At 45.7% G+C, this 25,015-nt stretch carries 32 protein-coding genes; 28 read left to right on the forward strand and 4 right to left on the reverse strand.

The window, feature by feature from the left end; genetic code table 11:
• Positions 1-2 precede the first annotated feature (2 nt).
• The 13 genes from UM402_RS03460 (at position 3) to dnaB (ending at position 11,443) form a co-directional block, all read left to right on the forward strand.
• Positions 3-1,286 carry a hypothetical protein gene (locus tag UM402_RS03460; protein ID WP_058576132.1) on the forward strand — a complete coding sequence of 428 codons (1,284 nt, stop codon included), beginning with the start codon at positions 3-5 and terminating at the stop codon, positions 1,284-1,286.
• Positions 1,286-1,999, forward strand: coding sequence for a hypothetical protein (locus UM402_RS03465; protein ID WP_058576133.1), 714 nt, complete (start codon positions 1,286-1,288; stop codon positions 1,997-1,999). Before UM402_RS03460 ends, UM402_RS03465 begins: the two co-directional genes overlap by 1 nt.
• The gene (locus UM402_RS03470) at positions 1,962-3,089 is read left to right on the forward strand and encodes a murein transglycosylase domain-containing protein (RefSeq protein ID WP_058576134.1); all 1,128 of its coding nucleotides are present in this window, start codon (positions 1,962-1,964) and stop codon (positions 3,087-3,089) included. The genes UM402_RS03465 and UM402_RS03470 overlap by 38 nt, the downstream gene beginning before the upstream one ends.
• Positions 3,090-3,091: 2 nt before the next feature.
• Positions 3,092-3,700: a hypothetical protein gene (locus UM402_RS03475; RefSeq protein WP_058576135.1), complete on the forward strand. Its 609-nt coding sequence runs from the start codon at positions 3,092-3,094 to the stop codon at positions 3,698-3,700.
• A gap of 140 nt (positions 3,701-3,840) precedes the next feature.
• Complete coding sequence (rnr, locus tag UM402_RS03480) at positions 3,841-6,132, forward strand: ribonuclease R (protein WP_058576136.1); 2,292 nt, start codon at positions 3,841-3,843, stop codon at positions 6,130-6,132.
• Positions 6,133-6,135: 3 nt separating this feature from the next.
• Complete coding sequence (gene rlmB, locus UM402_RS03485) at positions 6,136-6,882, forward strand: 23S rRNA (guanosine(2251)-2'-O)-methyltransferase RlmB (RefSeq protein ID WP_058576137.1); 747 nt, start codon at positions 6,136-6,138, stop codon at positions 6,880-6,882.
• Complete coding sequence (locus tag UM402_RS03490; protein WP_053954187.1) at positions 6,872-7,303, forward strand: hypothetical protein; 432 nt, start codon at positions 6,872-6,874, stop codon at positions 7,301-7,303. The genes rlmB and UM402_RS03490 overlap by 11 nt, the downstream gene beginning before the upstream one ends.
• Positions 7,304-7,439: 136 nt before the next feature.
• Positions 7,440-7,790, forward strand: a complete 351-nt coding sequence (rpsF, locus tag UM402_RS03495) for a 30S ribosomal protein S6 (RefSeq protein WP_053954188.1) — start codon at positions 7,440-7,442, stop codon at positions 7,788-7,790.
• Positions 7,791-7,809: 19 nt separating this feature from the next.
• Positions 7,810-8,109, forward strand: coding sequence for a primosomal replication protein N (gene priB / locus UM402_RS03500; protein WP_053954189.1), 300 nt, complete (start codon positions 7,810-7,812; stop codon positions 8,107-8,109).
• A 10-nt stretch (positions 8,110-8,119) separates the two neighbouring features.
• Positions 8,120-8,347: a 30S ribosomal protein S18 gene (rpsR, locus tag UM402_RS03505; RefSeq protein WP_011235166.1), complete on the forward strand. Its 228-nt coding sequence runs from the start codon at positions 8,120-8,122 to the stop codon at positions 8,345-8,347.
• A gap of 41 nt (positions 8,348-8,388) precedes the next feature.
• On the forward strand, positions 8,389-8,841 hold the full coding sequence (rplI, locus tag UM402_RS03510; RefSeq protein ID WP_053954190.1) for a 50S ribosomal protein L9: 453 nt from the start codon (positions 8,389-8,391) through the stop codon (positions 8,839-8,841).
• Positions 8,842-9,001: 160 nt separating this feature from the next.
• The gene (locus UM402_RS03515; protein ID WP_058576138.1) at positions 9,002-9,964 is read left to right on the forward strand and encodes a DUF4097 family beta strand repeat-containing protein; all 963 of its coding nucleotides are present in this window, start codon (positions 9,002-9,004) and stop codon (positions 9,962-9,964) included.
• A gap of 84 nt (positions 9,965-10,048) precedes the next feature.
• Positions 10,049-11,443: a replicative DNA helicase gene (dnaB, locus tag UM402_RS03520; RefSeq protein WP_053954192.1), complete on the forward strand. Its 1,395-nt coding sequence runs from the start codon at positions 10,049-10,051 to the stop codon at positions 11,441-11,443.
• 13 nt (positions 11,444-11,456) lie between these two features.
• Here the strand turns inward: dnaB and UM402_RS03525 are convergent, their stop codons facing one another.
• The 4 genes from UM402_RS03525 to zur are packed head-to-tail and all read right to left on the reverse strand — an operon-like array spanning position 11,457 to position 15,223.
• Positions 11,457-11,927, reverse strand: coding sequence for a chemotaxis protein CheX (locus UM402_RS03525; RefSeq protein ID WP_053954193.1), 471 nt, complete (start codon positions 11,925-11,927; stop codon positions 11,457-11,459).
• Positions 11,928-11,930: 3 nt separating this feature from the next.
• Positions 11,931-12,437: a DUF6702 family protein gene (locus UM402_RS03530; protein ID WP_053954194.1), complete on the reverse strand. Its 507-nt coding sequence runs from the start codon at positions 12,435-12,437 to the stop codon at positions 11,931-11,933.
• Entirely contained in the window at positions 12,427-14,757 is a 2,331-nt protein-coding gene (locus tag UM402_RS03535; RefSeq protein ID WP_058576160.1) for a M1 family metallopeptidase, read from the reverse strand. Before UM402_RS03535 ends, UM402_RS03530 begins: the two co-directional genes overlap by 11 nt.
• A gap of 25 nt (positions 14,758-14,782) precedes the next feature.
• Positions 14,783-15,223 carry a zinc uptake transcriptional repressor Zur gene (zur, locus tag UM402_RS03540; RefSeq protein ID WP_058576139.1) on the reverse strand — a complete coding sequence of 147 codons (441 nt, stop codon included), beginning with the start codon at positions 15,221-15,223 and terminating at the stop codon, positions 14,783-14,785.
• Between the two features lie 216 nt (positions 15,224-15,439).
• Between zur and dusA the strand changes: the two genes are divergently transcribed.
• The 15 genes from dusA to UM402_RS03615 all read left to right on the forward strand — a co-directional run bounded on the left by dusA (position 15,440) and on the right by UM402_RS03615 (position 24,985).
• Positions 15,440-16,399, forward strand: coding sequence for a tRNA dihydrouridine(20/20a) synthase DusA (gene dusA, locus UM402_RS03545; RefSeq protein WP_053954233.1), 960 nt, complete (start codon positions 15,440-15,442; stop codon positions 16,397-16,399).
• Positions 16,400-16,578: 179 nt separating this feature from the next.
• A complete protein-coding gene (locus tag UM402_RS03550) occupies positions 16,579-16,848 on the forward strand; it encodes a hypothetical protein (RefSeq protein WP_053954196.1) in 270 nt (89 codons plus the stop codon).
• Between the two features lie 168 nt (positions 16,849-17,016).
• Positions 17,017-18,237, forward strand: coding sequence for a dipeptidase (locus tag UM402_RS03555; protein ID WP_058576140.1), 1,221 nt, complete (start codon positions 17,017-17,019; stop codon positions 18,235-18,237).
• 223 nt (positions 18,238-18,460) lie between these two features.
• The gene (gene rpsJ / locus UM402_RS03560) at positions 18,461-18,772 is read left to right on the forward strand and encodes a 30S ribosomal protein S10 (protein ID WP_053954198.1); all 312 of its coding nucleotides are present in this window, start codon (positions 18,461-18,463) and stop codon (positions 18,770-18,772) included.
• 38 nt (positions 18,773-18,810) lie between these two features.
• The gene (rplC, locus tag UM402_RS03565; RefSeq protein WP_053954199.1) at positions 18,811-19,449 is read left to right on the forward strand and encodes a 50S ribosomal protein L3; all 639 of its coding nucleotides are present in this window, start codon (positions 18,811-18,813) and stop codon (positions 19,447-19,449) included.
• A gap of 18 nt (positions 19,450-19,467) precedes the next feature.
• Positions 19,468-20,073 (forward strand): 50S ribosomal protein L4, encoded by a 606-nt coding sequence (gene rplD, locus UM402_RS03570; RefSeq protein ID WP_053954200.1) that lies wholly within the window; start codon positions 19,468-19,470, stop codon positions 20,071-20,073.
• Entirely contained in the window at positions 20,070-20,372 is a 303-nt protein-coding gene (gene rplW, locus UM402_RS03575; protein ID WP_053954201.1) for a 50S ribosomal protein L23, read from the forward strand. Before rplD ends, rplW begins: the two co-directional genes overlap by 4 nt.
• Positions 20,373-20,386: 14 nt before the next feature.
• Positions 20,387-21,211, forward strand: a complete 825-nt coding sequence (gene rplB, locus UM402_RS03580) for a 50S ribosomal protein L2 (RefSeq protein ID WP_053954202.1) — start codon at positions 20,387-20,389, stop codon at positions 21,209-21,211.
• Positions 21,212-21,227: 16 nt separating this feature from the next.
• Positions 21,228-21,506 carry a 30S ribosomal protein S19 gene (gene rpsS, locus UM402_RS03585; RefSeq protein WP_026860408.1) on the forward strand — a complete coding sequence of 93 codons (279 nt, stop codon included), beginning with the start codon at positions 21,228-21,230 and terminating at the stop codon, positions 21,504-21,506.
• A 13-nt stretch (positions 21,507-21,519) separates the two neighbouring features.
• A complete protein-coding gene (gene rplV, locus UM402_RS03590; protein ID WP_053954203.1) occupies positions 21,520-21,852 on the forward strand; it encodes a 50S ribosomal protein L22 in 333 nt (110 codons plus the stop codon).
• A 10-nt stretch (positions 21,853-21,862) separates the two neighbouring features.
• Positions 21,863-22,543: a 30S ribosomal protein S3 gene (gene rpsC / locus UM402_RS03595; RefSeq protein ID WP_053954204.1), complete on the forward strand. Its 681-nt coding sequence runs from the start codon at positions 21,863-21,865 to the stop codon at positions 22,541-22,543.
• An 11-nt stretch (positions 22,544-22,554) separates the two neighbouring features.
• On the forward strand, positions 22,555-22,968 hold the full coding sequence (rplP, locus tag UM402_RS03600) for a 50S ribosomal protein L16 (RefSeq protein WP_053954205.1): 414 nt from the start codon (positions 22,555-22,557) through the stop codon (positions 22,966-22,968).
• On the forward strand, positions 22,968-23,159 hold the full coding sequence (gene rpmC, locus UM402_RS03605; protein WP_053954206.1) for a 50S ribosomal protein L29: 192 nt from the start codon (positions 22,968-22,970) through the stop codon (positions 23,157-23,159). Before rplP ends, rpmC begins: the two co-directional genes overlap by 1 nt.
• Positions 23,159-23,422, forward strand: coding sequence for a 30S ribosomal protein S17 (gene rpsQ / locus UM402_RS03610; protein WP_058576141.1), 264 nt, complete (start codon positions 23,159-23,161; stop codon positions 23,420-23,422). The genes rpmC and rpsQ overlap by 1 nt, the downstream gene beginning before the upstream one ends.
• 156 nt (positions 23,423-23,578) lie before the next feature.
• On the forward strand, positions 23,579-24,985 hold the full coding sequence (locus UM402_RS03615; protein WP_058576142.1) for a hypothetical protein: 1,407 nt from the start codon (positions 23,579-23,581) through the stop codon (positions 24,983-24,985).
• The last annotated feature ends 30 nt before the right edge of the window (positions 24,986-25,015 follow it).

The raw sequence follows: 25,015 nt of genomic DNA on the forward strand, positions 1-25,015 counted from the left end.
TAATGAAACGTTCACTCTTAACTTTAGCGTTATTGGCTGCGTTGCCAACATTTGCACAAGACTTTGACTTAACAGATATGACTCCGGCCCGACCTGGCGAAAATGTGGAGTCTGCCGACGTCGTTACTAAAGGTAATGTGGTTGTCGGTAAAGACGAGAAAACGGCTGTAAAAGCAGCTCACCAACAGCTTGTAGATGAAAACCAGGATGGTATTCGTTTAGTTCAGGTTGGCAGCGGAACCGGGATTTTGTCTATCGGTAGTTCTAGTTATAACACCTACGACAATATGAATGCGACGCTGTTATCGAAGCGTGGCGCATACAACCAAGCCGCGCTAATTGCGAAGAAGCAGCTTATTGAAAATATGAATGGCATTCAACAGGAATGTGAGAACGCTGTTCAAACGGTATTGGATGATATCCAAACGGGTTCTGACTCGGTTACTAATGAATCAACGACTATGCAAGAGAATTGCATTGACTCTGTATCTGGTTCTTTATCTGGCTATGTCACTTTCGATGTTTATGACAACGTTGATGAAAAGACAGTTCGAGTTAGCTTAATTTCAACACCTAAAACACGCGCGCAAATTCGTGACAGCCATGGCGCTATTGCCGTAACGACAAACCCGAATGAAGTATTTAAGCAAGTAGTTGCAGATATTAACAGTGGTGTTTTGCCGCCAATGGGAGCGAAAATCCTAACCCACGCTGACACCGGCGAAATTATTTTAATGGGTTATGGCTCTGCAATTATTCGTGATAACGATAACCCGCGTGTTGCAAGACGCCTGAAAGATGCGGCTAAACGCCAGTCACAAAGCCGAGCAAACAGCGCGCTTATTGGCACTATGCAGGGCGATGAAGTTTATTGGAAAGGCAGCTTCAGCGAAGATCAAGTGGAGTCAAATCAGCAGTTTGAATACGGCGGCGATCCGCGCTTAGAAGATCCGACAACTGCAAAAAAACTGGATAGCGAACGTACTGTCTTCCTTAATCAATTGAAAATGTCTGATGAATATGGCGCTGTCACTAAAGGTCAACTGCCTCCGGGCGTCAGTAACCGGAGCTTTGCGAGCGAAGATGGTCATTGGATGTATACCGTATCCGTTTATTCTCCTTCTTTAGAAGCGGTGTCTCGCGAAGCTAAACGCGAAATGGAAGCCGGCGGTACAGCTAATCCAAGCAGTTCAGGTCGGAATATTCGAGTTTATGGTGGCCAAAACGACGAAGCGGCGAACCCTCAAGGGGCGTCAGGTAAGGTGTCTGACGAAGATAACCTATAATGAAGTGGTTTATTGCATCGCTGGGGCTTTTGTCCCAGCTTGCTATAGCTTCAGAGCCACCAGAGCTGAGTCGGTTTGAAAAAGAGGTTTCAGACGGCGAAGCTAGAGTGCGAACTGACTCGAAATTACCAAGCCAGGCCTGGCAAAAAGCTTGTCGGTCAGCATTGACTTTACCTCTTAGAGCCGAAGTTAGAGAACGTCTGAGTGAACGTGTTGGCCTTAGCGTGCCTGGTGAGGTTTCATTTCTTCGAGCAGACATTGAGAAGTTTAACTCATGGAATGAGTCCGGGTGGCTGCATTGTACGGGGGAGTCACAAGTCAGTGATTGGTCATTGAATATCGCCGGCTTATCGGTAAGAGCAGCATGGTTTTTGGTCGAACAGGGCGAGCTTGAACAGATAAAGCCTTTTCTTAAAGAAGCTTTATCACACTCGTATTCTTCTGCCGATGCAGTGGCGTTAATCGCGAAGCTGGCGCCCGAGGAGCAACGTCTAGGCTATTTAGACACTAACCTTAATGACAGTGCATTGATCATGAATGCTGCAAAATACGCAGTGTCATCAATTTGGTTTTCTGATGGCCGTTGGCAATCAGTGATTGACTTAACCAGTAGCTGCGACTCAGTGGAGTGCCGTCAATTAAAGCTGAATGCTGAAGAACAAAAGGAGCGGGAAGATGCTGAAAAAGCCGACGATTTATCTAGCTATTTTTAGTCTCAGCGTTTTTAGTACGGTTGCACAGGACGATGCTGAATTTGAGCAGTACCTTAAAGAGCAGCAGACTGAGTTTCAGGAGTTCCAGGATAAACGTGAGCAGGAATTTCAGGCGTTTGTTGAGCGTTGGCGGGAAGCCGAGCAAGCGTATCGTAAGGAAGTTGCTGAAAAGTGGGATGACGCTAAGCTCCCTGATAAAAAACGCTGGGTTGAATATTCGGACGACAAAAGTCGTCGAACCATCGTCGATTATGAAAACAACACTATTACAGTGGAAGTTTTGGATGACTCTGACGACGCGGATGTATTAAACACTGCGAAAGCTGAAGTTAAACGGTTGAATGAGACCTCTGCGCAAGAAGCTGTTGAGTCCGATCCTGTTTTAATCAATGCGGGCATGAGTGTTAATAGCCGCTCTCAAAAGCAACCACAGAAATCTGAGTCTTTGCTAGGCAGAAAGGTCGAGGCGCAGGACTTGTCTCAGCAAAAAGTACAGCGCTCCGGTAAACGAGCCTCAGTGACTATCAAGATGCCAGACGCTGCGGTATCAGATCGCGTAAAACGAGTACTACCGGCAGCAGAGACTTACGCGCGTCAATGGGGGCTCCCAACCGAGTTAGTTATAGCTGTTATCCATACTGAATCTAGCTTTAACCCGCTGGCCCGTTCTCACATTCCTGCTTTTGGCTTAATGCAGATAGTTCCTACGTCAGCAGGAAAAGACATCACTGGCTTTTTGCATGGTCAACAACGCTTGCTAACGCCTGAATACCTGTTTGATCCGAATAGAAATATACAGGCTGGCAGCGTTTATTTTCATTTGTTGATAAACCGCTATTTTAAAGATGTTCGCAATACTCAGTCTCGCTTTTATATGGCAATTGCGGCTTATAATACTGGACCGGGAAATGTGGCGCGGGCAATGACGAATACCACTTCATTGACGAGAGCGAGTAGAGCTGCGAACCAAATGTCACCGAAGCAAGTGTACGAGCATTTAATGACTTATTTGCCGGCATCGGAAACCAAGAATTATTTAACAAAAGTCACTGAGCGTGAAGCTCATTATCAAAAAACATTGGGTTTATAATTATGAAAAAACATTTGATTACTATAGGGGTGTGCTTTGCATTAGCTGCTTGTGCCTCTCAACCGAAACAAACAGAAGAGCAAAAGTCGTCGGCACAGGCAAATCAGCAGATGCAGTCTGTGACCGGAAATCCTCAAGACTCAGCGCCTGCTTGGGTGTTTCTTCCTAAATCGGACAAAGGGCTAGCTTCATCAGCGTGTGTCGATTGGTCAGGAAATATGGCCGTAGATAGACCACAAGCTGTGGCTGCTGCACGAGCGGATATGGCGCAACAAATCAGCATAAAGGCGAGTGTGTTAGATAAGTTATATAACCGCAAGCTTCAGGCTGAAGGCAAAAGTGATGTTGGTTCGACATTTGAGCAGGTCACTAAACAAGTTTCCAGCGAAACTTTGGAAGGTTCAACGCCGGAAGAAATTTCGTTAGCGCAAATTGATGGTAAAAAGTATTTGTGTGCTTTAGTTGTTAAAGAAGACACTCGTGAAACTTTTGATACTTTAGTTGATGAGTCAAACCGTCAGCTTGATCCACAATCTAAGGCGGCGCTCTATGAAGAGTTTCGTACTCAAAAAGCAATGAAAGAGCTGGAAAAAGAGCTAGAGTCTCTTTAATTTCCCCTAAAAAACACTCAAATAGCCCGGTCTGACGGCTGTCATATCGGGTTATTTTCTTCCAACACTGACAATCCTTTCCACAGCACGTATACTGTTGGGCATCGGTAATTTAACCGAACAACAGTAAATAGGATTCTATGTCAGACAATAAAACAGTGCCCGAATACGAAGTTGAAATTCCAAGCCGCGAGCAGCTACTTCAGTTAGTGAAAGACAACCGCAAGCCGGTGCCTTTTGAGGAATTTATCCGTGTTTTCAAACTCGATGACGAACGTCAGGCGGTTGGCTTAAAGCGACGCTTGCGTGCTATGGAGCGCGATGGGCAGCTGATATACAGTAAGGCCAATGCCTACGGAATACCCGAGCGCATGGACTTAATTAAAGGCCGTATTATTGGCCACAAAGATGGTTTTGGCTTTTGTCAGCCTGATGAAGGCGGGCCGGATTTATTTATACCACACCATCAAATGTATTCAGTCCTGCATGGTGACCGGGTTTTAGTTAAAAAAAGTGGTAAAGACAACCGAGGAAAAACAGAAGGGCGCATTGTTCGGGTAACGGAACCAAGGGATCGCAATATCGTTGGTCGTTACTTTATTGAGCATGATCTGGGCATAGTTGTTCCCGACGATAACCGCATTAGCCAGGATATTTTAATTCCAGATGCCGACAAAAATGGCGCTCGCCATGGCCAGTTAGTGGTTGTTGAAATCACCCGACGTCCCAGTCGTCGTACCAGCCCTATTGGCCATGTTACCGAAGTATTGGGTGAACATATGGCACCGGGTATGGAAATTGAAGTTGCCATACGTGAGCACGATATCCCGAATGAGTGGCCCCAGGAAATAGACAGTGAACTGTCTAAGTACAGTGAAGAAGTACCGAAAGAAGCCTATGAAGGGCGTGTCGATTTACGTGAATTGCCATTAATTACTATCGATGGCGCAGACTCTCGTGACTTTGATGACGCGGTTTGCTGTATACCTGAAGAAAAAGGCTGGCGCTTGTGGGTCGCCATTGCTGACGTTTCTTATTATGTTCGTCCGGATACGGTACTCGATAAATCTGCGACAGAACGTGGCAATTCTGTTTACTTCCCGAATAACGTTATTCCGATGCTGCCGGAGAAGCTGTCAAATGGCCTGTGTTCTTTAAACCCTGACGTTGATCGTTTATGCATGGTCGCTGAAATGGAGCTAGGGCCGCGTGGTAAGTTAAAAACATCGAAGTTTTACCCTGCCGTTATGAAAAGCCATGCGCGACTCACTTATGACAAAGTGAAAGACATTCTCGATGGCGACAAAGCATTACGAGAGCAGTATGAACCGGTTCTTGAAAACATAGAGGAACTTAGAAAACTCTATAACGCGTTAAGCGCGGCACGTAAGCGTCGTTCTGCTATTGAGTTTGATACCCAGGAAACGCGCTTCATATTCAACGCTCAACGTAAAATTGAGCGTATTGAGCCTGTTAAACGCCATGTTGCACATAAAATTATTGAAGAGTGCATGATTATGGCGAACGTTGCTGCGGCTCAATTGATTGAATCTGACAAGGAAGTGGGCGCCTTATTCCGTGTTCACGAGACACCGAGCGACGAGCGTCTAACCAGCTTTCGAGCATTTCTTGGTGAACTCGGTCTCAACTTAGGGGGCGGAGAAGAACCTAGCCCAAGAGACTATGCGAAGCTGCTGGAAGAAGTGAAAAACCGTCAGGACCACGAGTTGATAGAAACCATGCTACTGCGCTCAATGCAGCAAGCGGTGTATCAACCGGAAAACAAAGGGCACTTCGGTTTAGCACTGAAATCATACGCACACTTTACATCGCCAATTCGCCGTTACCCTGATCTAATTTTGCATCGAGCCATTAAGTCGATAGTTCGCAAGCAAAATGGCAGTGATAAAGGCTTAGTTGGTGCTTGGTCGTATTCAGAAACACAGTTAGATGAACTGGGCGTTCATACTTCCATGACCGAGCGTCGTGCTGATGATGCGACCCGTCAAGTCGATGAGTGGCTGAAGTGTGAGTTCATGCTTGATCACATAGGCATGGAGTTTGAAGGCGTAATATCCTCAGTCACAAACTTTGGCCTGTTTATTAGGTTGAGCGACTATCAAATTGATGGTCTTGTTCACATAAGCAACTTAGACAACGATTATTATCACTTCGATCAGCAAAAAGGCATGCTGATAGGGGAAAATAGTCATAGCGTGTTCCGTTTGGGGGACAGTGTTAAAGTCAAAGTGAAAGACGTGAATCTGGACGATCGAAAAATTGACTTGAGCTTACTGGAAGCGACAAGCCCAAGCGGTAAAAAACGTGATATGCCTAAGAAAGGGGCTGGTAAACCTAAGGGCAGTCGGCCTTCAAAAAATAAGCGCGGAGGCCAGCGTAAAAAGGGCTCTCGCAATAAAAACCGGAAATAAACAATGAGTCAGAAAGTTACTGTTTTTGGTTTGCATGCCGTTAAGGCAATTTTGAAAAACCACCCCGACCGATTAGTCGAGCTTTACGTGTCGAAAGAACGTCAGGACGAGTCGGTTAAAGAAATTGTTAATGAGTGTTATACCGCTGGAATTCGACCGCAATGGGTGCCGAAGCAAGCGTTGGAAAAGCGTGCCGAAGGTGGGAATCATCAAGGTGTTGTTGCAACGGTACATTCGCCACCGACATTAACAGAGCATGACCTGGCTCAGCTTCTGGACGGCTCGGAAGCACCAGCGCTATTTTTAGTGCTGGACGGTGTGACAGATCCTCATAATTTAGGGGCGTGCCTGAGAACTGCTGATGCTGCAGGTGTTACTGGGGTGATTGTGCCTAAGGACAAATCAGCGCAAATTACACCGACAGTAAGAAAAGTCGCCTCTGGTGCTGCGGAGCAGGTTCCTTTAGTGGTTGTTACTAACTTGGCGAGAACTATGCGGGACCTTCAGGAAAAAGGTGTTTGGGTTTACGGCACCGCTGGCGAAGCCACCCAGTCTTTATATGATATTGATTACAGAGGCCCCGTAGCTTTAGTGATGGGAGCCGAGGGAAAAGGCATGCGACGCATGACTCGCGAAACTTGTGACGAGCTTGTTTCAATACCGTTAAGTGGTAGTGTCAGCAGCTTAAATGTTTCAGTGGCTAGTGGTGTTTGCCTGTTCGAAGTGGTGAGGCAGCGCAGTGGAGCTTAAGCGAAAACTGATACCTGTAGGTATCGCTCTGGCAATGATTGCCGTGTTGTTTATCAGTTGGACGCCAAACTGGGATAGCCCTGAGTGGATGCGCTCAACAAAACCTTTTGTGTCGTTCTCATTTAATGTAGAACAGGCAGACAGTCGTGCTGCAGAAGAGTTGGTTATCGACATTAAAAACCGCTTAAAGGTAAGGCACGAATGGCATGTTGTTAAAGAGAAAGAGTCGCAGTGGCAAGTTCAAACGAAAGTCACAGAAGACGACACCAGTATTCAATTGGATGCCTCGGTATTTAAAGAAGGCAGCGCGGTTGATCATTTAATCGTTCGCGGTGAGAAAGCCGTTGCAAATGAATTAGCGGACCGCCTCGTCTCCCTCCTAAGTTCGCGTATTGAAAAAGCTCATAAAGACGCTGACTAAGTTGCGGTCAGCGCTTTTTTTTGATAGTATCGCGCGGCTTAAATCAGCCATTGTATTAACTACTAGTTGAGTTCCTTGCTTCTATGTCAGTGCGGCTGAGCTGAACCGAGGCTATACGAACCAAAAGGAAACTGTAATGCGTCATTACGAAATCGTATTTATGGTCCACCCGGACCAAAGCGAGCAAGTACCTGGCATGATCGAGCGCTATAGCGAAACGATCAAGCAAGGTGGTGGTCAAATCCATCGTTTAGAAGACTGGGGCCGTCGTCAATTGGCTTACCCAATCAACAAACTGCACAAAGCGCACTATGTTCTTTTGAACGTTGAAGCGTCTGCAGAGGTTGTGGAAGAGCTTGAAACTGCATTCCGTTTTAACGATGCAGTATTACGCAACATGATCATGCGTAAGAAAGAAGCGATTACTGAACCTTCGCCGCTGACTAAGCCGAAGGAAGATCGCAAAGGTGACAGTGAAGCTGCGTAAAGCAAGCTGACTATTCACTATGAATCGACTGCATTTAACCGGAACTTTAAGCAAAGCTGCAAAGCTGGAAACTAGCCCATCAGGCATAGAACATTTGCAGTTAGTTATTGAGCATCGGTCGATGCAACCCGAAGCGGGTATGAGTCGCCAGTCTTATGTGCGAATTCAAGTCGTTTTAAGTGGTGAAGGGTTACAACACTGGTTACAAAAATTGACGGTGGGTTGTGAAGTCTTAGCAGAAGGCTTTCTGCACAGACACGAAGACAATAGCGGTACGCCGCGTCTCGTACTTCACGCTCAGCATCTAGAATTGATTTAAGGAGACCATCATGGCTCGTTTTTTCCGTCGCCGTAAGTTCTGCCGCTTTAAAGCAGACGGCGTAAAAGAAATTGATTACAAAGACATCGCTACGCTTAAGAACTACATTACCGAAACCGGTAAAATCGTTCCTAGCCGTATTACTGGAACATCTGCTAAGTATCAGCGTCAGTTAGCGCGCGCTATCAAGCGTGCTCGTTATTTGTCACTGCTGCCTTATACTGATTCACATCAGTAAGCTAGCGCGGTTCGATTACCAAAAGTAGAGGTAGCGAGAAAATGAATATCATTTTATTAGACAAAATTGCTAACTTGGGAAGCCTTGGCGATCAAGTAAGCGTAAAATCTGGTTATGCACGTAACTTCCTTTTCCCACAAGGAAAAGCTGTACCTGCAACTAAAAGCAACATCGAGCTGTTCGAACAGCGCCGTGCTGAGTACGAAGCCAAATTAGCTGAGCACTTAGCAGAAGCTGAAGCGCGTGCTGAAAAAGTTAATGCGTTAGATGCGGTTGTTATCGAATCTAAAGCGGGTGATGAAGGCAAACTATTCGGCTCTATCGGTACTCGCGACATCGCTGATGCAGTAACTGCAGCAGGCGTTGAAGTGAAGAAGAGCGAAGTGTTAATGCCTCACGGAACTATCCGTGAAGTTGGTGAATTTGACATTGAATTGCACCTGCATGCAGATGTATTTGCGAACATTACTTTGAAAGTTGTTGCTGCTGAGTAATTTCGGCAACTAACCGATTAAAAAAAGCTGCCTTCGGGCAGCTTTTTTTTTGCCTTCGGTATACCTTATGTAAAGCTTTTCAGCAGGAAGTTAATTTTACTGAGCCAGTCATATTAGCCTCAGAACCAACAACTGCAAGAAATTTAACCGGGAGAATGACATGAAAACATTAATAACTCTATTAACCAGTGCTTTGCTTTTGATGACGTCATCGGCTCTGGCACAAGACAAAGTCGACAAGGAGCTTGAGGTTTCGCCAGCCAGTAGACTGTCTATTGATAATATGCGAGGAAAGCTGGAACTCATTACCTCTGAAACTGATAGTGTAAGAGTTGTAGGAACACTTGATGAAGAAGCTGAGGAGTTTATCTTTGAGAAACGGGGAAACACCCTATATGTAGAGGTTAAAACCCCTCAAAATAAAGGCTTTAGTTTCTCTTCGTCTGATTCAGACGGATCAGATTTAAAAGTGTATGCACCAGAGTCAATGGATATCGATGTTAAAGGTGTATCTATGGATGTATTGGCTGCTGGTTTTACCAACGATTTCGATGTGCGTCTGGTGAGTGGAAATATCAGTGTTAGTGACATTAGTGGGTTAATACATCTGAAAACGGTGAGTGGCAATATTAATTCAAAACGAGCGAGTGGTAACGGCAGTTTCGAGACAGTCAGCGGAGACATAACGGATACAGAAAATACGTCTGCTGAAGGCTCCTATCAGGCCGTTAGCGGCGATATCATTGTCGAATCTGATAGCCTGTCAGATATTACCATGCAGTCTGTATCGGGTGACATTAACGCAACACTTGGTATTTTAAGTCACGCTAAAATGACAACCGTGAGCGGCGATGCACAGTTGACCTCAGGACTGGCAGAGTCTGCTCGAGTCGAAGCCAAGTCAGTCAGTGGCGACTTAGACTTTGAATGGCGGGGTGACTTACATGCTAATTTCTCCATCAAATCAAACGCTGGTGGAAAAATCACTAATCGTTTAACCGATGACAAAGTAGAAAAAGCTGAATGGGGTCCATCATCAACATTAGAATTTAAACTCGGCGATGCAACGGCGGATGTCTCTGCCACAACAGTCAGCGGTGAAATAACGTTAAGCAAAGACTAGTTTCATCGGCAAACTTGCTTTCTAATTAAGAGGGGATTTTGTATAGTACTCCCCTCTTTTTTATTCCTATCTTAGGTTTTTCGGATGGCAGAAACAGCAAGAAAACGTGATGCATCGGTGGAAGCACTGCGCTCTGCGCCTCATTCCATAGAGGCCGAGCAGTCGGTTTTAGGCGGCCTTATGCTTGATAACGACGCATGGGACAGTGTTGCCGGCAGCGTCATTTCGGAAGATTTCTACCATCGCGCGCATCGCTTAATATTCAAAGCAATGAATGAGCTGGCACAGCGCAGCCAGCCTATGGATCTTGTAACGGTCTCTGAGTCTTTAGAAACAGCCGGTGAGCTAGAGCAGATTGGGGGGTTCGCCTATCTTGGTGAAATCGCCAAGAACACTCCGAGTGCTGCGAACATACTCGCTTATGCCAATATTGTCAGAGAGCGCGCAATTCTGCGCGAAATGATAGGGGCGGCGAACGACATTGCCGAGTCGGGTTATGACACCCAGGGCAGAAGCAGTGCCGAGTTATTGGATCTCGCCGAATCTAAAGTGTTTAAAATTGCGGAAAAACGAGTAAGCTCAAGCGAAGGGCCACAAGGTATTAATCAGATTCTTGAGCGTACTGTAGGAAAAATAGAGCAACTCAGTAAGCTCAAGAACAACAATGGTGTGACCGGTGTTTCGACTGGCTTTACAGATTTGGACCAAATGACGGCAGGTTTACAGCCGTCTGACTTGGTTATCGTTGCTGCCCGCCCGTCGATGGGTAAAACGACCTTTGCCATGAACTTGGCCGAGAACATTGCACTTAATGACGATAAGCCAGTACTGGTATTTAGCTTAGAGATGCCTGCAGAGCAGCTGATGATGCGTATGTTAGCGTCGTTAAGCCGCGTTGATCAGAACAAAGTGAGAACGGGTAAACTGGAAGATGATGACTGGGCCAGAATAGCGTCGGTCATGAATATGCTTAACGATAGAAATAATATCTATATTGATGACTCATCGGGATTAACGCCGACGGAAGTCAGGTCTCGTGCGCGTCGTGTTCATAGGGAGCATAAAGGGCTTTCTATGATCATGGTCGATTACCTTCAGCTTATGACTGTCCCGGGTATGTCTGAAAACCGAACGCTTGAAATTGCGGAAATATCGAGGTCATTAAAGTCTTTAGCGAAAGAGTTAGAGGTACCGGTCGTTGCATTGTCACAGCTAAACCGCTCACTAGAACAACGCTCAGATAAGCGTCCGGTTAATTCGGACTTGCGTGAGTCCGGCTCAATAGAGCAGGATGCGGACGTTATTATGTTTATTTACCGAGATGAGGTGTATCACCCTGATTCTGCTGAAAAAGGTATGGCCGAAATTATTATTGGTAAGCAGCGTAACGGACCTATCGGGAAGGTCGATTTGAAATTCCACGGGCACTTATCGAGGTTCGACAATTATGCCCGTGCTGCAGACGACGACCGATATTAGTCGTCGTTCTGCGTTACTTTATTTTGTCGAAGCAAATTTCGATGTAGGCTTTGCCGGCAACGTGGTTGAAAGGCATTATAAGTTTCGAGCCTTCAGACTTATGTGAAATAGTGTGGTCTTTTCCTGAGACAACTATTGGTGTGGCCATGTCAAAGTCATAACCGTTTTCCCCAAGAGTTTTTTTAGCGCCTCCAGTCACCATATTGGTAATTTCACCTACCATGTCGCAAACGTCTTCATTAATGCTGTCTGGCAGTTCGCCAAGCATCTTATTCATGATTTCGCAAGCAAGGTTCTCTTCAAAAGAAATCGAAAAAGATCCCTTAACCTGAGGACCGACCATGCCGATAATCCCCGATACATCGCCACGGGCATACTCATCTTTTTTTAACTGAGCCTTCCCAGGTTTCAATTCCATTTGAGCCATCATCGACAAGACATTTTGCAACGCTTGAAGAAATGGGTTTACAAACTCGGCATTCATTATTTATTCCTTACTGTCTTTCTGGCAGTTAATGGTATCAGTTCTGTTTTCATCCGTTAATATCAGGCTGCGGTTACCGTAACTATCAACAACATTGACAGTGTTTACTTGAGCCGAAAAACTGTCGAATAACAATGTATTTGATACTTCCCATCCGCACAGATTTTTTTGCTTAGGTAGCTCTTGGTAGACCCATATTTTCTGATAGTCGGCTTCAAAACCAACCCACTTCAGGCTCGCTTCTTCGCCTTTGGTGTTTTTGACTGAGAAGTTATCCGTGACCCATTGCTGTAACACAGCCTCTGCGTTTTCTTGATCTAGACTAAACCGCTCGCCTGTTAACTTGCTAAGCGCATGCTGAACGTCATGTAACGTATACTGATGAACAAACTCAACGGCTCCGGTGTTTTGGTTACTGCTTATCTCGGTTAGTCCAAAAAAATAGCGATGTGCTAACGCAGGAAGCGTCAGCACAACACAGATTACTAGGGCGAAAACTTTAACTTTCATCGTCTGACTTCAACTTCTCATCATAACGCTCCATTAAACTGTCTTTACGGTCGTCGCGCTTGAACAGTTCAATTCTTGATGGAACGGCACGTGCCGGCCAGTAGTTATTGGTCGTATCGACGTCGGCAGTTTCCCAGTTCGGGTCAATGACTACCTGAGTTAAGGTTTTATCGCGTATTAATAGCTTACTAACCTGCTCTGGAGAGCGGCGCCATATCTCCGCTGGAATGCGAACATGTTCTTTACTGCCATCTTCATAGTGCAAGTCGAGCAAAATAGGCATAACCAAGCCGCCTTTGTTTGAAAAGTCGAGCACATAGAAGTTACTGCCATTTTCGAGCATTGCTTTTTGCTCTTCGTTCAGTCCTTTTAACAGTTCCTGGTATTCGTTTCTATCAGCATTTGTGACGGTAAACTCGTCATTCTCGTTATAGAAATCGGCCAAGTGGGGCTGTTGATGAATTTTATAATTGACATCGGCATTACGCTTAGTCGTCAAAGAAGTTGGCTCTTGTTCTTTTTGCTCACGCTGCCACGCTTTTTCTACTTCAGGATCTTGCGCGTTAATTGTCAGTAAATGCACTTTATCCAGTGAAATATCGACATGTTCTGTCGAGTAGAACCAGCCCCGCCAGAACCAGTCTAAATCAACGCCGGATGCATCTTCTAATGTTCTGAATAAATCCTCTGGGGTTGGGCGTTTGAACTTCCAACGGTGAGCGTACTCACGGAATGCGAAATCAAACAACTCGCGGCCGACAATGGTTTCACGCAAAATATTGAGAGCAGTTGCAGGCTTACCGTAGGCGTTATTGCCGAATTGGAGTATCGACTCTGAGTTGGTCATTATTGGCATTTGGTTAGCGCTTGCCATATAACGGGTAATATTGCGCGGCTCACCCCGCCAGGACGGGTAGTCTTTTTCCCACTTTTGTTCAGCCAGGAACTGTAGGTAAGTATTAATACCTTCGTCCATCCAAGTCCACTGACGTTCGTCGGTATTCACTATCATTGGGAAATAAATATGACCAATTTCATGAATGATAACTGAAATGAGCCCGTACTTAGTACGCGCTGAATAGTATTTCTCTCCGGATTCTTCATCGACGTAAGGACGAGGCCCGTTGAAGGTTATCATTGGGTACTCCATACCACCGACTGGTCCATTTACAGAAATAGCGACCGGGTATGGATAGTCAAAGCTATAGTCGTTGTAATGTTCAATGGTATGAATAATCGAGGCTGTCGAATAGCGCTCCCAAAGCGGGTTCCCTTCTTCAGGATAAAATGACATTGCCATGACATCAGTGTCATTCTTTTTATAGCCCTGTGCATCCCAAATAAATTTGCGAGAAGAAGCCCAGGCAAAGTCGCGCACTTTGTCGGCTTCGAAAATCCAGGTTTTGGTGTCGTCTGTGCCTTCCTTTTCGTTCTCTAAAGCTTCTTCTTGAGTAACTATTTTGACAGGCTCACCTGAATTACGGGCTAGCTCTAAACGCTGACGCTGGGTCGAAGTTAGCACCTCATTCGGATTTTGTAGAACGCCGGTTGATGCGACAACATGGTCGGCAGGAACGGTAATTTCAACACGGTAGTCACCAAACTCTAGTGCAAACTCACCGTTGCCAACAAATTGTTTATTCTGCCAGCCTTCAACATCGTAGTAAGCAGCCATGCGAGGGAACCACTGTGCCATTTCATACAGGTAGTTACCATCGTCTTCGAAATACTCGTAACCACCACGACCACCGAGCACGTCGGCTTCGATGATGTTAAAAGCCCAGTTGATATTAAAAGTGACGCTTTCACCACTTTCTAACGGCTCTTCTAAGTCCAAACGTAGCATTGTGTCGTTGACATAATGAGAGAGTGGCTCACCGTTGTCATAGCTAATTTCTGTCAGCTCGTACCCTGCTGGAAAACTTTCCTGGGTCATCATGCTTTCCATACGGGAAAAGCTAATTCGCTCAGGCTTGCTGGTGCTGTCTGACTGGGGGCCTATGGAGTCTTTGCGGAACCGGTTTTGGTCAAGCTGAACCCACAAATAGCGTAAAGTATCAGGTGAGTTATTGGTGTAGGTGATGGTACTTTGAGCAGTAATGCTCTGATTCTCATCATCCAACTGTACTTTTATATGATAGTCAGCTTCTTGCTGCCAATACTCGTGCCCCGGAGCACCAGAAGCTGTGCGATAAACGTTCGGACTGCGAAATTTATCGTCATTCAGCTGACGAAACTTATCTTCAAATGCCTGAGCATGGCTTGCTTGGCTAGTCGCCAATAAAACCGTCGCCGTTAGCGCATATTGATATAACTTCATAGTAAAGACCTGTTTAGTTTTTATTTTAATGGCATTTAGTGCACAAGCCATGTGCTTCTATTGTTTGCTGTTCAACCTTAAACCCTTGAGCTTCGGCCTGGTGCTTTAGCTCGTCGTAGACCCCTTCAGATTGAATTTCCTGAACATCACCGCAAGAGTCACAAATAAGCATTTGCACTGGGTGTTGATGATCGAAATGCGTACAGAGAACAAAGCTGTTAGACGACGTTATTTTGTGAACAAAACCTTGTTCCTGAAGAAAGTCTAACGCTCTGTAAATGGTTGGAGGTTTGGCGTTGGGCATCACTTCCCGAAGTTGGTCGAGTAAGTCATACGCACCAATGGCTCCGGACTGTTCGGCTAAAATAGTGAAAACCTCACGTCGGGCGGTGGTTAGCCTTGCTCCTCGTTTCTGACAAAGAACTTCAGCTTTTCGAATTAGTCGTTGCGCTTCTTGACGAGTCATTAGCCTGGATATTTAAAAAAAGTTAAAGCCATTGTAGTGAGTTTTGTGGTTAAGTGAAAGGCTTTTACCTTAAGTCGGGACACGACTCATCCTTCCTAATTTCTGTGCTGATATAAGCCTTGGTTTACGATAGAATAGGGCGCTCAGTTTGGCAGTAGTAAATAAGGAATACCGGCAGTGGCAACAGCTTACAATTACAGACTATCAGTGGCCCCGATGCTGGATTGGACCGATCGCCATTGCCGTTACTTTCATCGTTTACTCACGAAAGAAACCCTGCTTTATACTGAAATGGTGACAACAGGCGCAATTATACACGGTAAACAGGACTTCTTAGCTTATAACGAAGAAGAGAATCCTGTGGCTCTGCAACTTGGCGGCTGTAATCCTGAAGACATGGCTCGATGCGCAGCTTTAGCTCAAGAGCGTGGCTACAATGAAGTTAATATTAATGTGGGCTGTCCATCTGACCGTGTTCAAAATGGTAGCTTTGGTGCTTGTTTAATGGCAGAGCCTGCAGCTGTCGCAGACTGTGTAAAAGCCATGAAAAAAGCAGTCGATATTCCGGTAACCGTCAAAACTCGGTTGGGTATTGACGACCATGACAGCGATGACTTCCTTTATGCGTTCACTGACTCTGTTGTGGACGCTGGAGTTGACCAACTGACCCTGCATGCTCGAAAAGCCTGGCTTCAGGGACTTAGCCCTAAAGAAAACAGAGATATCCCAGAGCTGCAGTATGACCGGGTTTATAAAGCCCAGGAGCGCTATAAAGGCTTTCCTGTTGCAATAAATGGCGGTATTAAAACAACGGAAAGCATTGTTAACCATTTACGGAATGTCCATGGCGTGATGGTTGGCAGAGCGGCTTACCAGAACCCTTGGCTATTAACGTCTTTTGACGAAACTCTCGGTAGCGTGGCGAACTCAGTTTCCCGTGAGGAGGTCGTCGAAGCAATGATCCCTTACGTTAACAAGCATATTGCCAGCGGCGGTAGGGCTTGGCATGTTGTCAGGCATATGCTTGGGCTTTTTCAGGGGCTTCCCGGGGGCAAGCGTTGGCGGCAGTATTTGAGCATTAAAGGCCCCAAAGCACAAAGCGGCGAGTCCCTTTTAAAGGGCGCCCTGGACTTTAAAAATGATCACAAAAAACCGATAAGCGAATTAATGACATAAAATCTTAAACCTCATTTGGAAAATCACTAATAAGTGGTGATTCTCACCACTCCCTCTCATCTCTAAAGCGCCAAAATATAAATAAACTAATTAAAAACAAAATCTTATGAATTTGGCACAACCTTTGAATTAGTTTTAGCGACTTAACTAACGCAATGACTAAATCAAAGGAGAACCTCATGAAAGCGTTAATTATCGGTGCAGTCAGTGGTGTTATGTTGTTCAGTTCATCAGCTTTTGCTTCAGACAAGCAGGAGATGTCTTTGTCGGAAGAGATACAAACGCAAGTCACTCAAATGACAGTAGAGAGTTTGCAGTTAATTAAAAACTCGGCGGTAGCGTCACTACAAGAGTGGGCGGCAGAAGTATTTTCTTTAGAGGCAACTGTGGTTGCTGAGTCATCTAAAGAAGAGCTTCCGGAAGACAATAAAGCCAAGCAAATTCAGTAGGGTGACGCATGATTATCTTTGAACCCTGGTGGGTTGGCTGGTTAGCAGCTCCGGTAATAGGTACGTTAATTATCGGAGCTGCAATGGGATTGAGCGCATCAATGATGCGACAAGGTTAGACTTTTGCTAATCTGCGTGTATCTCTAAAAACAATAATGAGGAATACGCATGTTAAAGTCATTACTTGCCGCATCCATTTTGGTTGCTGTAACCGGTTGTGCAACGGCCAGCCAATCATCATCGAACGAACAAGAAACCCAATATCAAGCTTCTGAAAAAGCAATCAATTTAGCGCATGAGTATTTGCTCGTGGATACGCATATTGATGTTCCGTATCGCATCCGTGACAAATGGGACGACGTATCCGTTGCAACCAAGGACGGTGATTTCGATTACCCAAGAGCGGTAGAAGGTGGCCTCGATGCGCCATTTATGTCCATTTATATACCAGCCTCTTATGAAGAAAGTGGTGGCAGTGTTCAGTTGGCACATGAATTGATCGATGGCATGGAAGCATTGGTTGCGCGTGCCCCTGATAAATTTGCGATGGCATATAGCACTGACGATATTCGTGCGAATAAGGAAAAAGGCTTAATGTCGATAGCGCTGGGCATGGAAAACGGAACCCCCATAGAAGGTGACTTGGATAACCTACACATGTTCTATGAGCGTGGTATTCGCTACATTACGTTAGCTCACTCGCTGTCAAACCACATTTCAGACTCATCGTACGACATACGCCGCCAATGGGATGGTTTAAGTCCTTTTGGTAAGAAGCTCGTCAAAGAAATGAACAAAGTGGGGGTGATGGTTGATGTCTCTCACATTTCAGACGATGCGTTTTACCAGGCTGTTGAAATTAGTGAAGTGCCTGTTATTGCCTCTCACTCATCGTTACGTAAGTACACACCAGGTTTTGAGCGTAATATGAGCGACGACATGCTTAAAGCTTTGGCTGAAAATGAAGGTGTGATTCAAATTAACTTTGGCTCGTCATTTCTTGCGGAACAGGCTAACCGCTACCGCGACATGATGAAAAAACGTATTAGCGCCGTGAAAGAGCAGTATGGAGCCGATAGCGAAGAAGCGAAGCGTCGCATCGCTGACATTGAAGCAAATAACCCGTATCCGTTCGCAACACTGGAAACGGTACTGGACCATATTGACCATGTAAAAGCGCTTATTGGTGTTGAACACATTGGGGTGGGCTCTGATTACGATGGAGTAGGGGACTCTCTCCCGGTTGGATTAAAAGATGTTTCAGACTACCCAAACCTGGTTCAGGGACTGCTTGATCGTGGTTACTCTGAGAAAGAAATACAAATGATTCTCGGCGAAAACTTAATGCGTGTTTGGAAAGCGGTCGAAGATTACGCTGAAGGACACTAATTAAGAGCTTTTAAGCCTTGACACAAGGCCGCGAATCCGTATAATTCGCGGCCACTCCATGAATTTTTAGCGAAAGCTTTTTATTTATTGGGGTTCGACAACAGTCCCGATTGGGGACTGAACGGTTGACGTAGAATATCGCACCCCCGGTATGTGCCAGGGAGGTTGCGGTTTTCTGTGCTCTTTTTTAAATGCTCTTTTTTATTGAGGCTTTGATTTATTTATGGCTAATCAAAGAATTCGGATTCGTTTGAAAGCGTTCGATCACCGTCTGATCGACCAGTCGACTGCAGAGATCGTAGAAACTGCAAAACGCACTGGTGCTCAGGTACGTGGTCCTATCCCACTGCCAACACGGAAAGAACGCTTCACCGTGCTGACTTCCCCACACGTGAATAAAGACGCGCGTGACCAGTACGAAATCCGCACCCACAAGCGTCTGATTGACATCATGGACCCAACTGACAAAACCGTAGACGCGCTTATGCGTTTAGATTTGGCAGCTGGTGTTGATGTACAAATCAGCTTGGGTTAAGTGGGCAGTAATAGGATTACACACGAGAGGTTTTAACAATGGCTATAGGTCTAGTCGGTCGTAAAGTAGGAATGACGCGTGTCTTCCAGGAAGACGGCGCTTCTGTTCCTGTTACTGTGATCGAAGTGCTGGCGAACCGTGTGACTCAGATTAAATCTGAGGAAACAGACGGTTATCGTGCCCTTCAAGTGACCACAGGCGAGAAGAAAGCAAGCCGTGTAACCAAGCCTTTAGCGGGTCACTTCGCTAAAGCTGGTACTGAGGCAGGTCGTGGTCTTTGGGAATTCCGCCTGGAAAATGGCGAAGGCGAAGACTACGCAGTTGGCGCAGAACTGACTGTTGAAGTTTTGGCAGAAGTTAAGAAAGTAGACGTTACTGGTACTTCAAAAGGTAAAGGTTTTGCTGGTGCTGTTAAGCGCTGGAACTTCCGTACCCAGGACGCTACTCACGGTAACTCATTGGCTCACCGTGCGCCGGGTTCAATCGGTCAAAACCAGTCGCCTGGTAAAGTATTCAAAGGCAAAAAAATGGCTGGCCAAATGGGTAATGAACAAGTCACTACGCAATCACTTGAACTCGTTCGAGTTGATGCAGAGCGCAATCTTTTATTAATAAAAGGTGCGGTACCGGGAGCAACCGGTGGTGATGTTATCGTTAAACCTGCGGTCAAGGCATAACGTCTGAGGAGAATAGTGATGGAATTAACATTGAAAGACGCAAAAGGCGGTCTTGAGGTTTCCGAAGCTACCTTTGGACGTGAGTTTAATGAAGCCCTTGTCCATCAAGTAGTTGTAGCATACGCTGCAGGTGCTCGTCAGGGCACTAAAGCTCAGAAGACTCGTTCTGAAGTAGCAGGTGGCGGTAAGAAACCTTGGCGTCAAAAAGGGACTGGTCGTGCTCGTGCGGGTACTATCCGTAGTCCAATCTGGCGTTCTGGTGGTGCAACGTTTGCGGCTAAACCGCAAAATCACACCCAGAAAGTTAACAAGAAAATGTACCGTGGTGCGATTAAAAGCATCCTTTCAGAGCTCATTCGCCAAGAGCGTTTGGTCGTTGTTGAGAAGTTTGGTGTTGAAGCGCCAAAAACGAAGCAACTGGCTGCGAAGCTTAAAGAAATGGATATGAATGACGTTTTAATCGTGACCAAAGAAGTTGATGAGAACCTATTCTTAGCGTCTCGCAACTTGCATAAAGTCGACGTGCGTGACGTTCAGGGTATCGACCCTGTCAGTCTGATTGCTTTCGAAAAAGTATTGATGACTGCAGACGCCGTCAAGCAGCTTGAGGAGGTGTTATCATGATGCGCGAAGAACGTTTGCTTAATGTGATTGTAGCACCTCACGTTTCGGAAAAGTCGACAATGACTGCTGAAGGCAACAACACTGTTGTATTCAAAGTTGCTGTTGATGCGACAAAAGCCGAAATCAAAGCAGCTGTCGAAAAACTTTTTGAAGTTGAAGTCAAAAACGTACGTACCGTCAAAGTTAAAGGTAAAACCAAGCGTACCGGTTTCCGTTTCGGAAAGCGTAACGACTGGAAAAAAGCGTATGTTGCCTTGAAAGAAGGTGCTGACATTGACTTCGCTGGCGGCGCTGAGTAACAGGAGGAATAAACATGGCTGTAGTTAAAAGTAAGCCTACGTCTCCGGGTCAACGCCACAAGATAAAAGTCGTTGGTCAGGATCTGTACAAAGGCAAGCCTTACGCACCATTGCTGGAAAAGAACAGCAAGTCTGGTGGTCGTAACAATAACGGTCGTATTACGGTTCGTCATATCGGCGGTGGTCACAAGCACCATTACCGTATTATCGACTTTAAACGTAATAAAGACGGCATTCCTGCAAAAGTGGAGCGTATTGAATACGATCCGAACCGTTCAGCAAACATTGCTTTGGTTCTGTATGCAGACGGTGAACGCCGTTACATTTTAGCGCCTAAGAACTTGAAAGTGGGTGACCGCATTCAATCTGGTTCAGATGCGCCTATTAAACCAGGTAACACTTTGCCAATGCGTAATATCCCAGTGGGTAGTGTTGTGCACGCTGTTGAATTACAACCTGGTAAAGGTGCGCAGATGGCTCGTTCAGCTGGTGCATATTGCCAAATCTTGGCGCGCGATGGTGCTTACGTAACCATTCGCCTACGTTCTGGTGAAATGCGTCGCGTTCAAGCTGAAGGCCGCGCTACTCTTGGTGAAGTTGGTAACGCAGAACACATGCTGCGTCAATTGGGTAAAGCTGGTGCAAACCGCTGGCGTGGTATTCGTCCTACCGTACGTGGTGTGGCGATGAACCCAGTTGATCACCCACATGGTGGTGGTGAAGGCCGTACTTCTGGTGGTCGTCACCCAGTAAGTCCATGGGGCACGCCGACCAAGGGCTACAAAACCCGTAAGAACAAGCGTACTGATAAGTTCATCGTACGTCGTCGCAACAAATAAGAGTTGAGGATTAAACATGCCACGTTCTCTTAAAAAAGGTCCATTTATAGACCTTCACCTGCTAAATAAGGTGGAGAAAGCGTTGGAAGCCGGGGATAAAAAGCCAATTAAAACTTGGTCCCGTCGTTCAATGATCATCCCTGATATGATCGGTTTGACTATCGCTGTTCACAACGGTCGTCAACACGTTCCGGTTTTCGTTTCAGACGAAATGATCGGTCATAAGCTGGGCGAATTCGCACCAACCCGTACTTATCGCGGCCATGCTGCTGATAAGAAAGCGAAGAAACGGTAAGAGGTAGAGAGTGATGGAAGCAATTGCTAAACACCAATTTGCCCGCGTTTCTGCTCAAAAGGGCCGTTTGGTCGCAGACCAAATCCGTGGACTTCCAGTAGAAAAAGCACTGGATATCCTGGCATACAGCCCAAAAGCAGCTGCTGGCTTAATTAAGAAAGTTTTAGAGTCAGCAATCGCGAACGCGGAGCACAACGAAGGTGCGGACATCGATGAGCTGAAAGTTGCTAAGATCTTCTTAGACGAAGGTCCTACAATGAAGCGCATCAAGCCACGTGCGAAAGGCCGTGCCGATCGTATCTTTAAGCGCACCAGCCACATTACTGTGGTCGTGTCGGATAGCTAGGAGATAAATTATGGGTCAGAAAGTACATCCTAATGGTATTCGCCTAGGTATCTCCAGACCATGGAATGCAACCTGGTATGCGAATACAAATGAGTTTGCTGATAACCTACACAGTGACCATCAGGTACGTAAGTTCCTGACAAAAGAACTGCGTAACGCATCAGTATCTCGTATCGTTATCGACCGTCCTGCGAAAAGTGTTCGTGTGACAATTCACACTGCACGCCCAGGCGTTGTTATCGGTAAAAAAGGCGAAGACGTAGAAAAGCTACGTAAACAAGTTCAGAAATTGACTGGCGCACCGTCGCAAATCAATATTTCTGAAGTACGTAAGCCTGAACTGGATTCACAGCTTGTTGCTGATAACATTGCTGGTCAGTTAGAGCGTCGTGTTATGTTCCGTCGTGCAATGAAGCGTGCTGTACAGAACGCTATTCGCTTAGGTGCTAAAGGTATCAAAGTTGAAGTTAGCGGTCGTTTAGGCGGCGCAGAAATCGCACGTACTGAGTGGTATCGTGAAGGTCGTGTACCTCTGCACACATTACGTGCGGATATTGATTACTCGACTTCAGAAGCGAACACCACTTACGGTATCATCGGTGTGAAGGTCTGGATTTTCCGTGGCGAGGTTTTAGGTGGCCTGCCAACAGAAGAAAAGCCAGCTCCTAAGCGCGGCAAAAACCGTAAGTAAGGAGAGACGATATGTTACAACCTAAGCGTACAAAATTCCGTAAGGTTCACACAGGCCGCAACCGTGGTCTGGCGCAGTCTGGTAACAAAGTCAGCTTCGGTTCATACGGTTTAAAAGCAACTGACCGCGGTCGTATGACTGCACGTCAAATCGAAGCAGGCCGTCGTGCAATGACTCGTCACGTTAAGCGTCAAGGTAAAATCTGGATCCGTGTATTCCCAGACAAGCCTATTACCAAAAAGCCTTTAGAAGTTCGTATGGGTAAAGGTAAAGGTAACGTTGAATACTGGGTTGCTCAGATTCAACCAGGTCGCGTTCTGTATGAAATGGACGGTGTTCCTGAAGAGTTGGCACGTGAAGCGTTCCGCTTAGCGGCACGTAAACTGCCTTTCAAAACAACCTTTGTGACTCGGACGGTAATGTGATGAAAGCAAGTGAACTGAAAGAAAAAACCGTTGAGCAGCTGCAAGAAGAATTGCTGAACCTACGTCGTGAGCAGTTTAATCTGCGCATGCAGGCGGCAACTGGTCAGCTGAATCAGACTCACATGATGAAACAAGTGCGTCGTAATATCGCACGTGTTAAAACCATCTTAAATGAGAAGGCAGGTGCGTAATGGCTGAAGAAAAACGTGTTCGTACTCTGCAAGGCAAAGTTGTCAGCGATAAGATGGATAAAACCATCACTGTAGCTGTTGAACGTCGTGTAAAGCACCCGGTATACGGGAAGTACATCACGCGTACAACTAAAGTACACGCGCATGACGAAGACAACCAAGTTAAACAGGGCGATACTGTGATTGTTCGCGAATGTCGTCCTCTGTCTAAGAATAAATCTTGGACATTGGTTGAAATCGTAGAACGTGCAACTGTTGTCTAAACGCAGATAACGAAGTAAAAAATACAAAGGCCTCCCTTGCGGAGGCCTTTTTTTTGATCTAAACCTTTACTTAATGAGTACAAATATCTGAATTTAAACTAGAATTATTTAAGATAATTTGCGTAGTCATTACGCCTTACCTGTAAGGAGACATGTATGTCAAAAAGTCTTTTTTTCGCAGCTACCATGCTTGCTGCGTCTCCGGTGCTTGCGGCTCCGCAAGACGGAGGGTCTGTTAAAGATGAGATTCAAGCTTTAAAAGAGCGTCTGGCTGAGCTTGAACAACGCCTGGCCGAGAAAGAACAAGAGGAAAAGGAAAAAGTCGTTGTTGTAGAGAAACGAAAGGTCTCAGAAGACGCTACGGTTGACGAAAAAACTGAAACTCGCACCGTTGCCTATGATACAGGTGTTCACGCACGATTAGATAAATTAGAGAAGAAAACTGAAGAGAACGAAAACTGGCCTATTAAAATTCATGGTGCGGTGCGTTTTCAATATGAATACAACGACTACAACTCAGGTAATGAAAACAGGGGCGGTGACTTAGACTTTGATATTTTCCGCCTTAACTTTGACGGCGAAATTGGTGACGTGATTCTCTCAGCAGAATACCGTTGGTTCCCTTATATGGACGTGGTTAAGCACGCTTGGTTTGGTTATAACTTTACCGACAATTGGCAAGGCCAGGTTGGTGTAGTTAAAGTACCTTTCGGTAATATGCCTTATAACTCGCACAGTTACTTCTTTAACTCTACATTCTACGTAGGCTTAGAAGACGAGCACGATAACGGCATTCGTTTGCGCTACCGTAGTGACGACTGGCACTTCGATATTGCTTATCATAAGTCAGATGAGCAGGGTGGCGTTGATGGCTCTACCAGTGACCGTACAGCTCGTTATAACTATGACACTGTAGGTGTTCGAGCTCCGGGACAGGGGGCTTATGATACGCCGGCGCTACCAATTGGCGAGAGTAATAGTTATGCGCTGCGTGGTGCGCATATTTTCAGTTTCAGCGACGATCATAATTTAGAAGTCGGTTTGTCCGCTCAAGGTAACAATTATTACTCCGGAAGTGCTGCTGACGGTTTCTCTGCGTTACAGCAATTTGAAAACCAAAATGTTGGTAACCGCTTCGCATGGGGCGCACATGGTAACTACAATAACGGCCCGTGGAATGTGCAACTCCAATATGCCGATTACGAGTATGACTTAGAGGTTGAGAATACAGGCGTTTATATGGGGGCTTATGCCTACTACGACGCAATTCCAACTGAAGCGAAAATCTACACAGGTAACGTTGCGTACACATTACCGGTAGAAATAGGGCCAATTACCAGCCTGACATTCTACAATGACCATAGCATTATTACCGACAAAGCAGGCTATCAAGATGATACTTGGATGAATGTTCTGGGTGTCGCAGTAGCAGCAGGTGGCGGTTTTTACACCTATGTCGATTTTGTTAGAGCGAAAAACCAACCTTTCATAGGTGGTAACATTGCAACCGATGGTGGTGAGGTTAATAACCGCTTTAATATCAACTTTGGTTATTACTTCTAAAAGAAATCTACTTGAAGAAATTAAAAACCG

Source organism: Idiomarina sp. OXR-189 (genome assembly GCF_034373425.1).
Classification (GTDB): Bacteria; Pseudomonadota; Gammaproteobacteria; order Enterobacterales; family Alteromonadaceae; genus Idiomarina; species Idiomarina zobellii.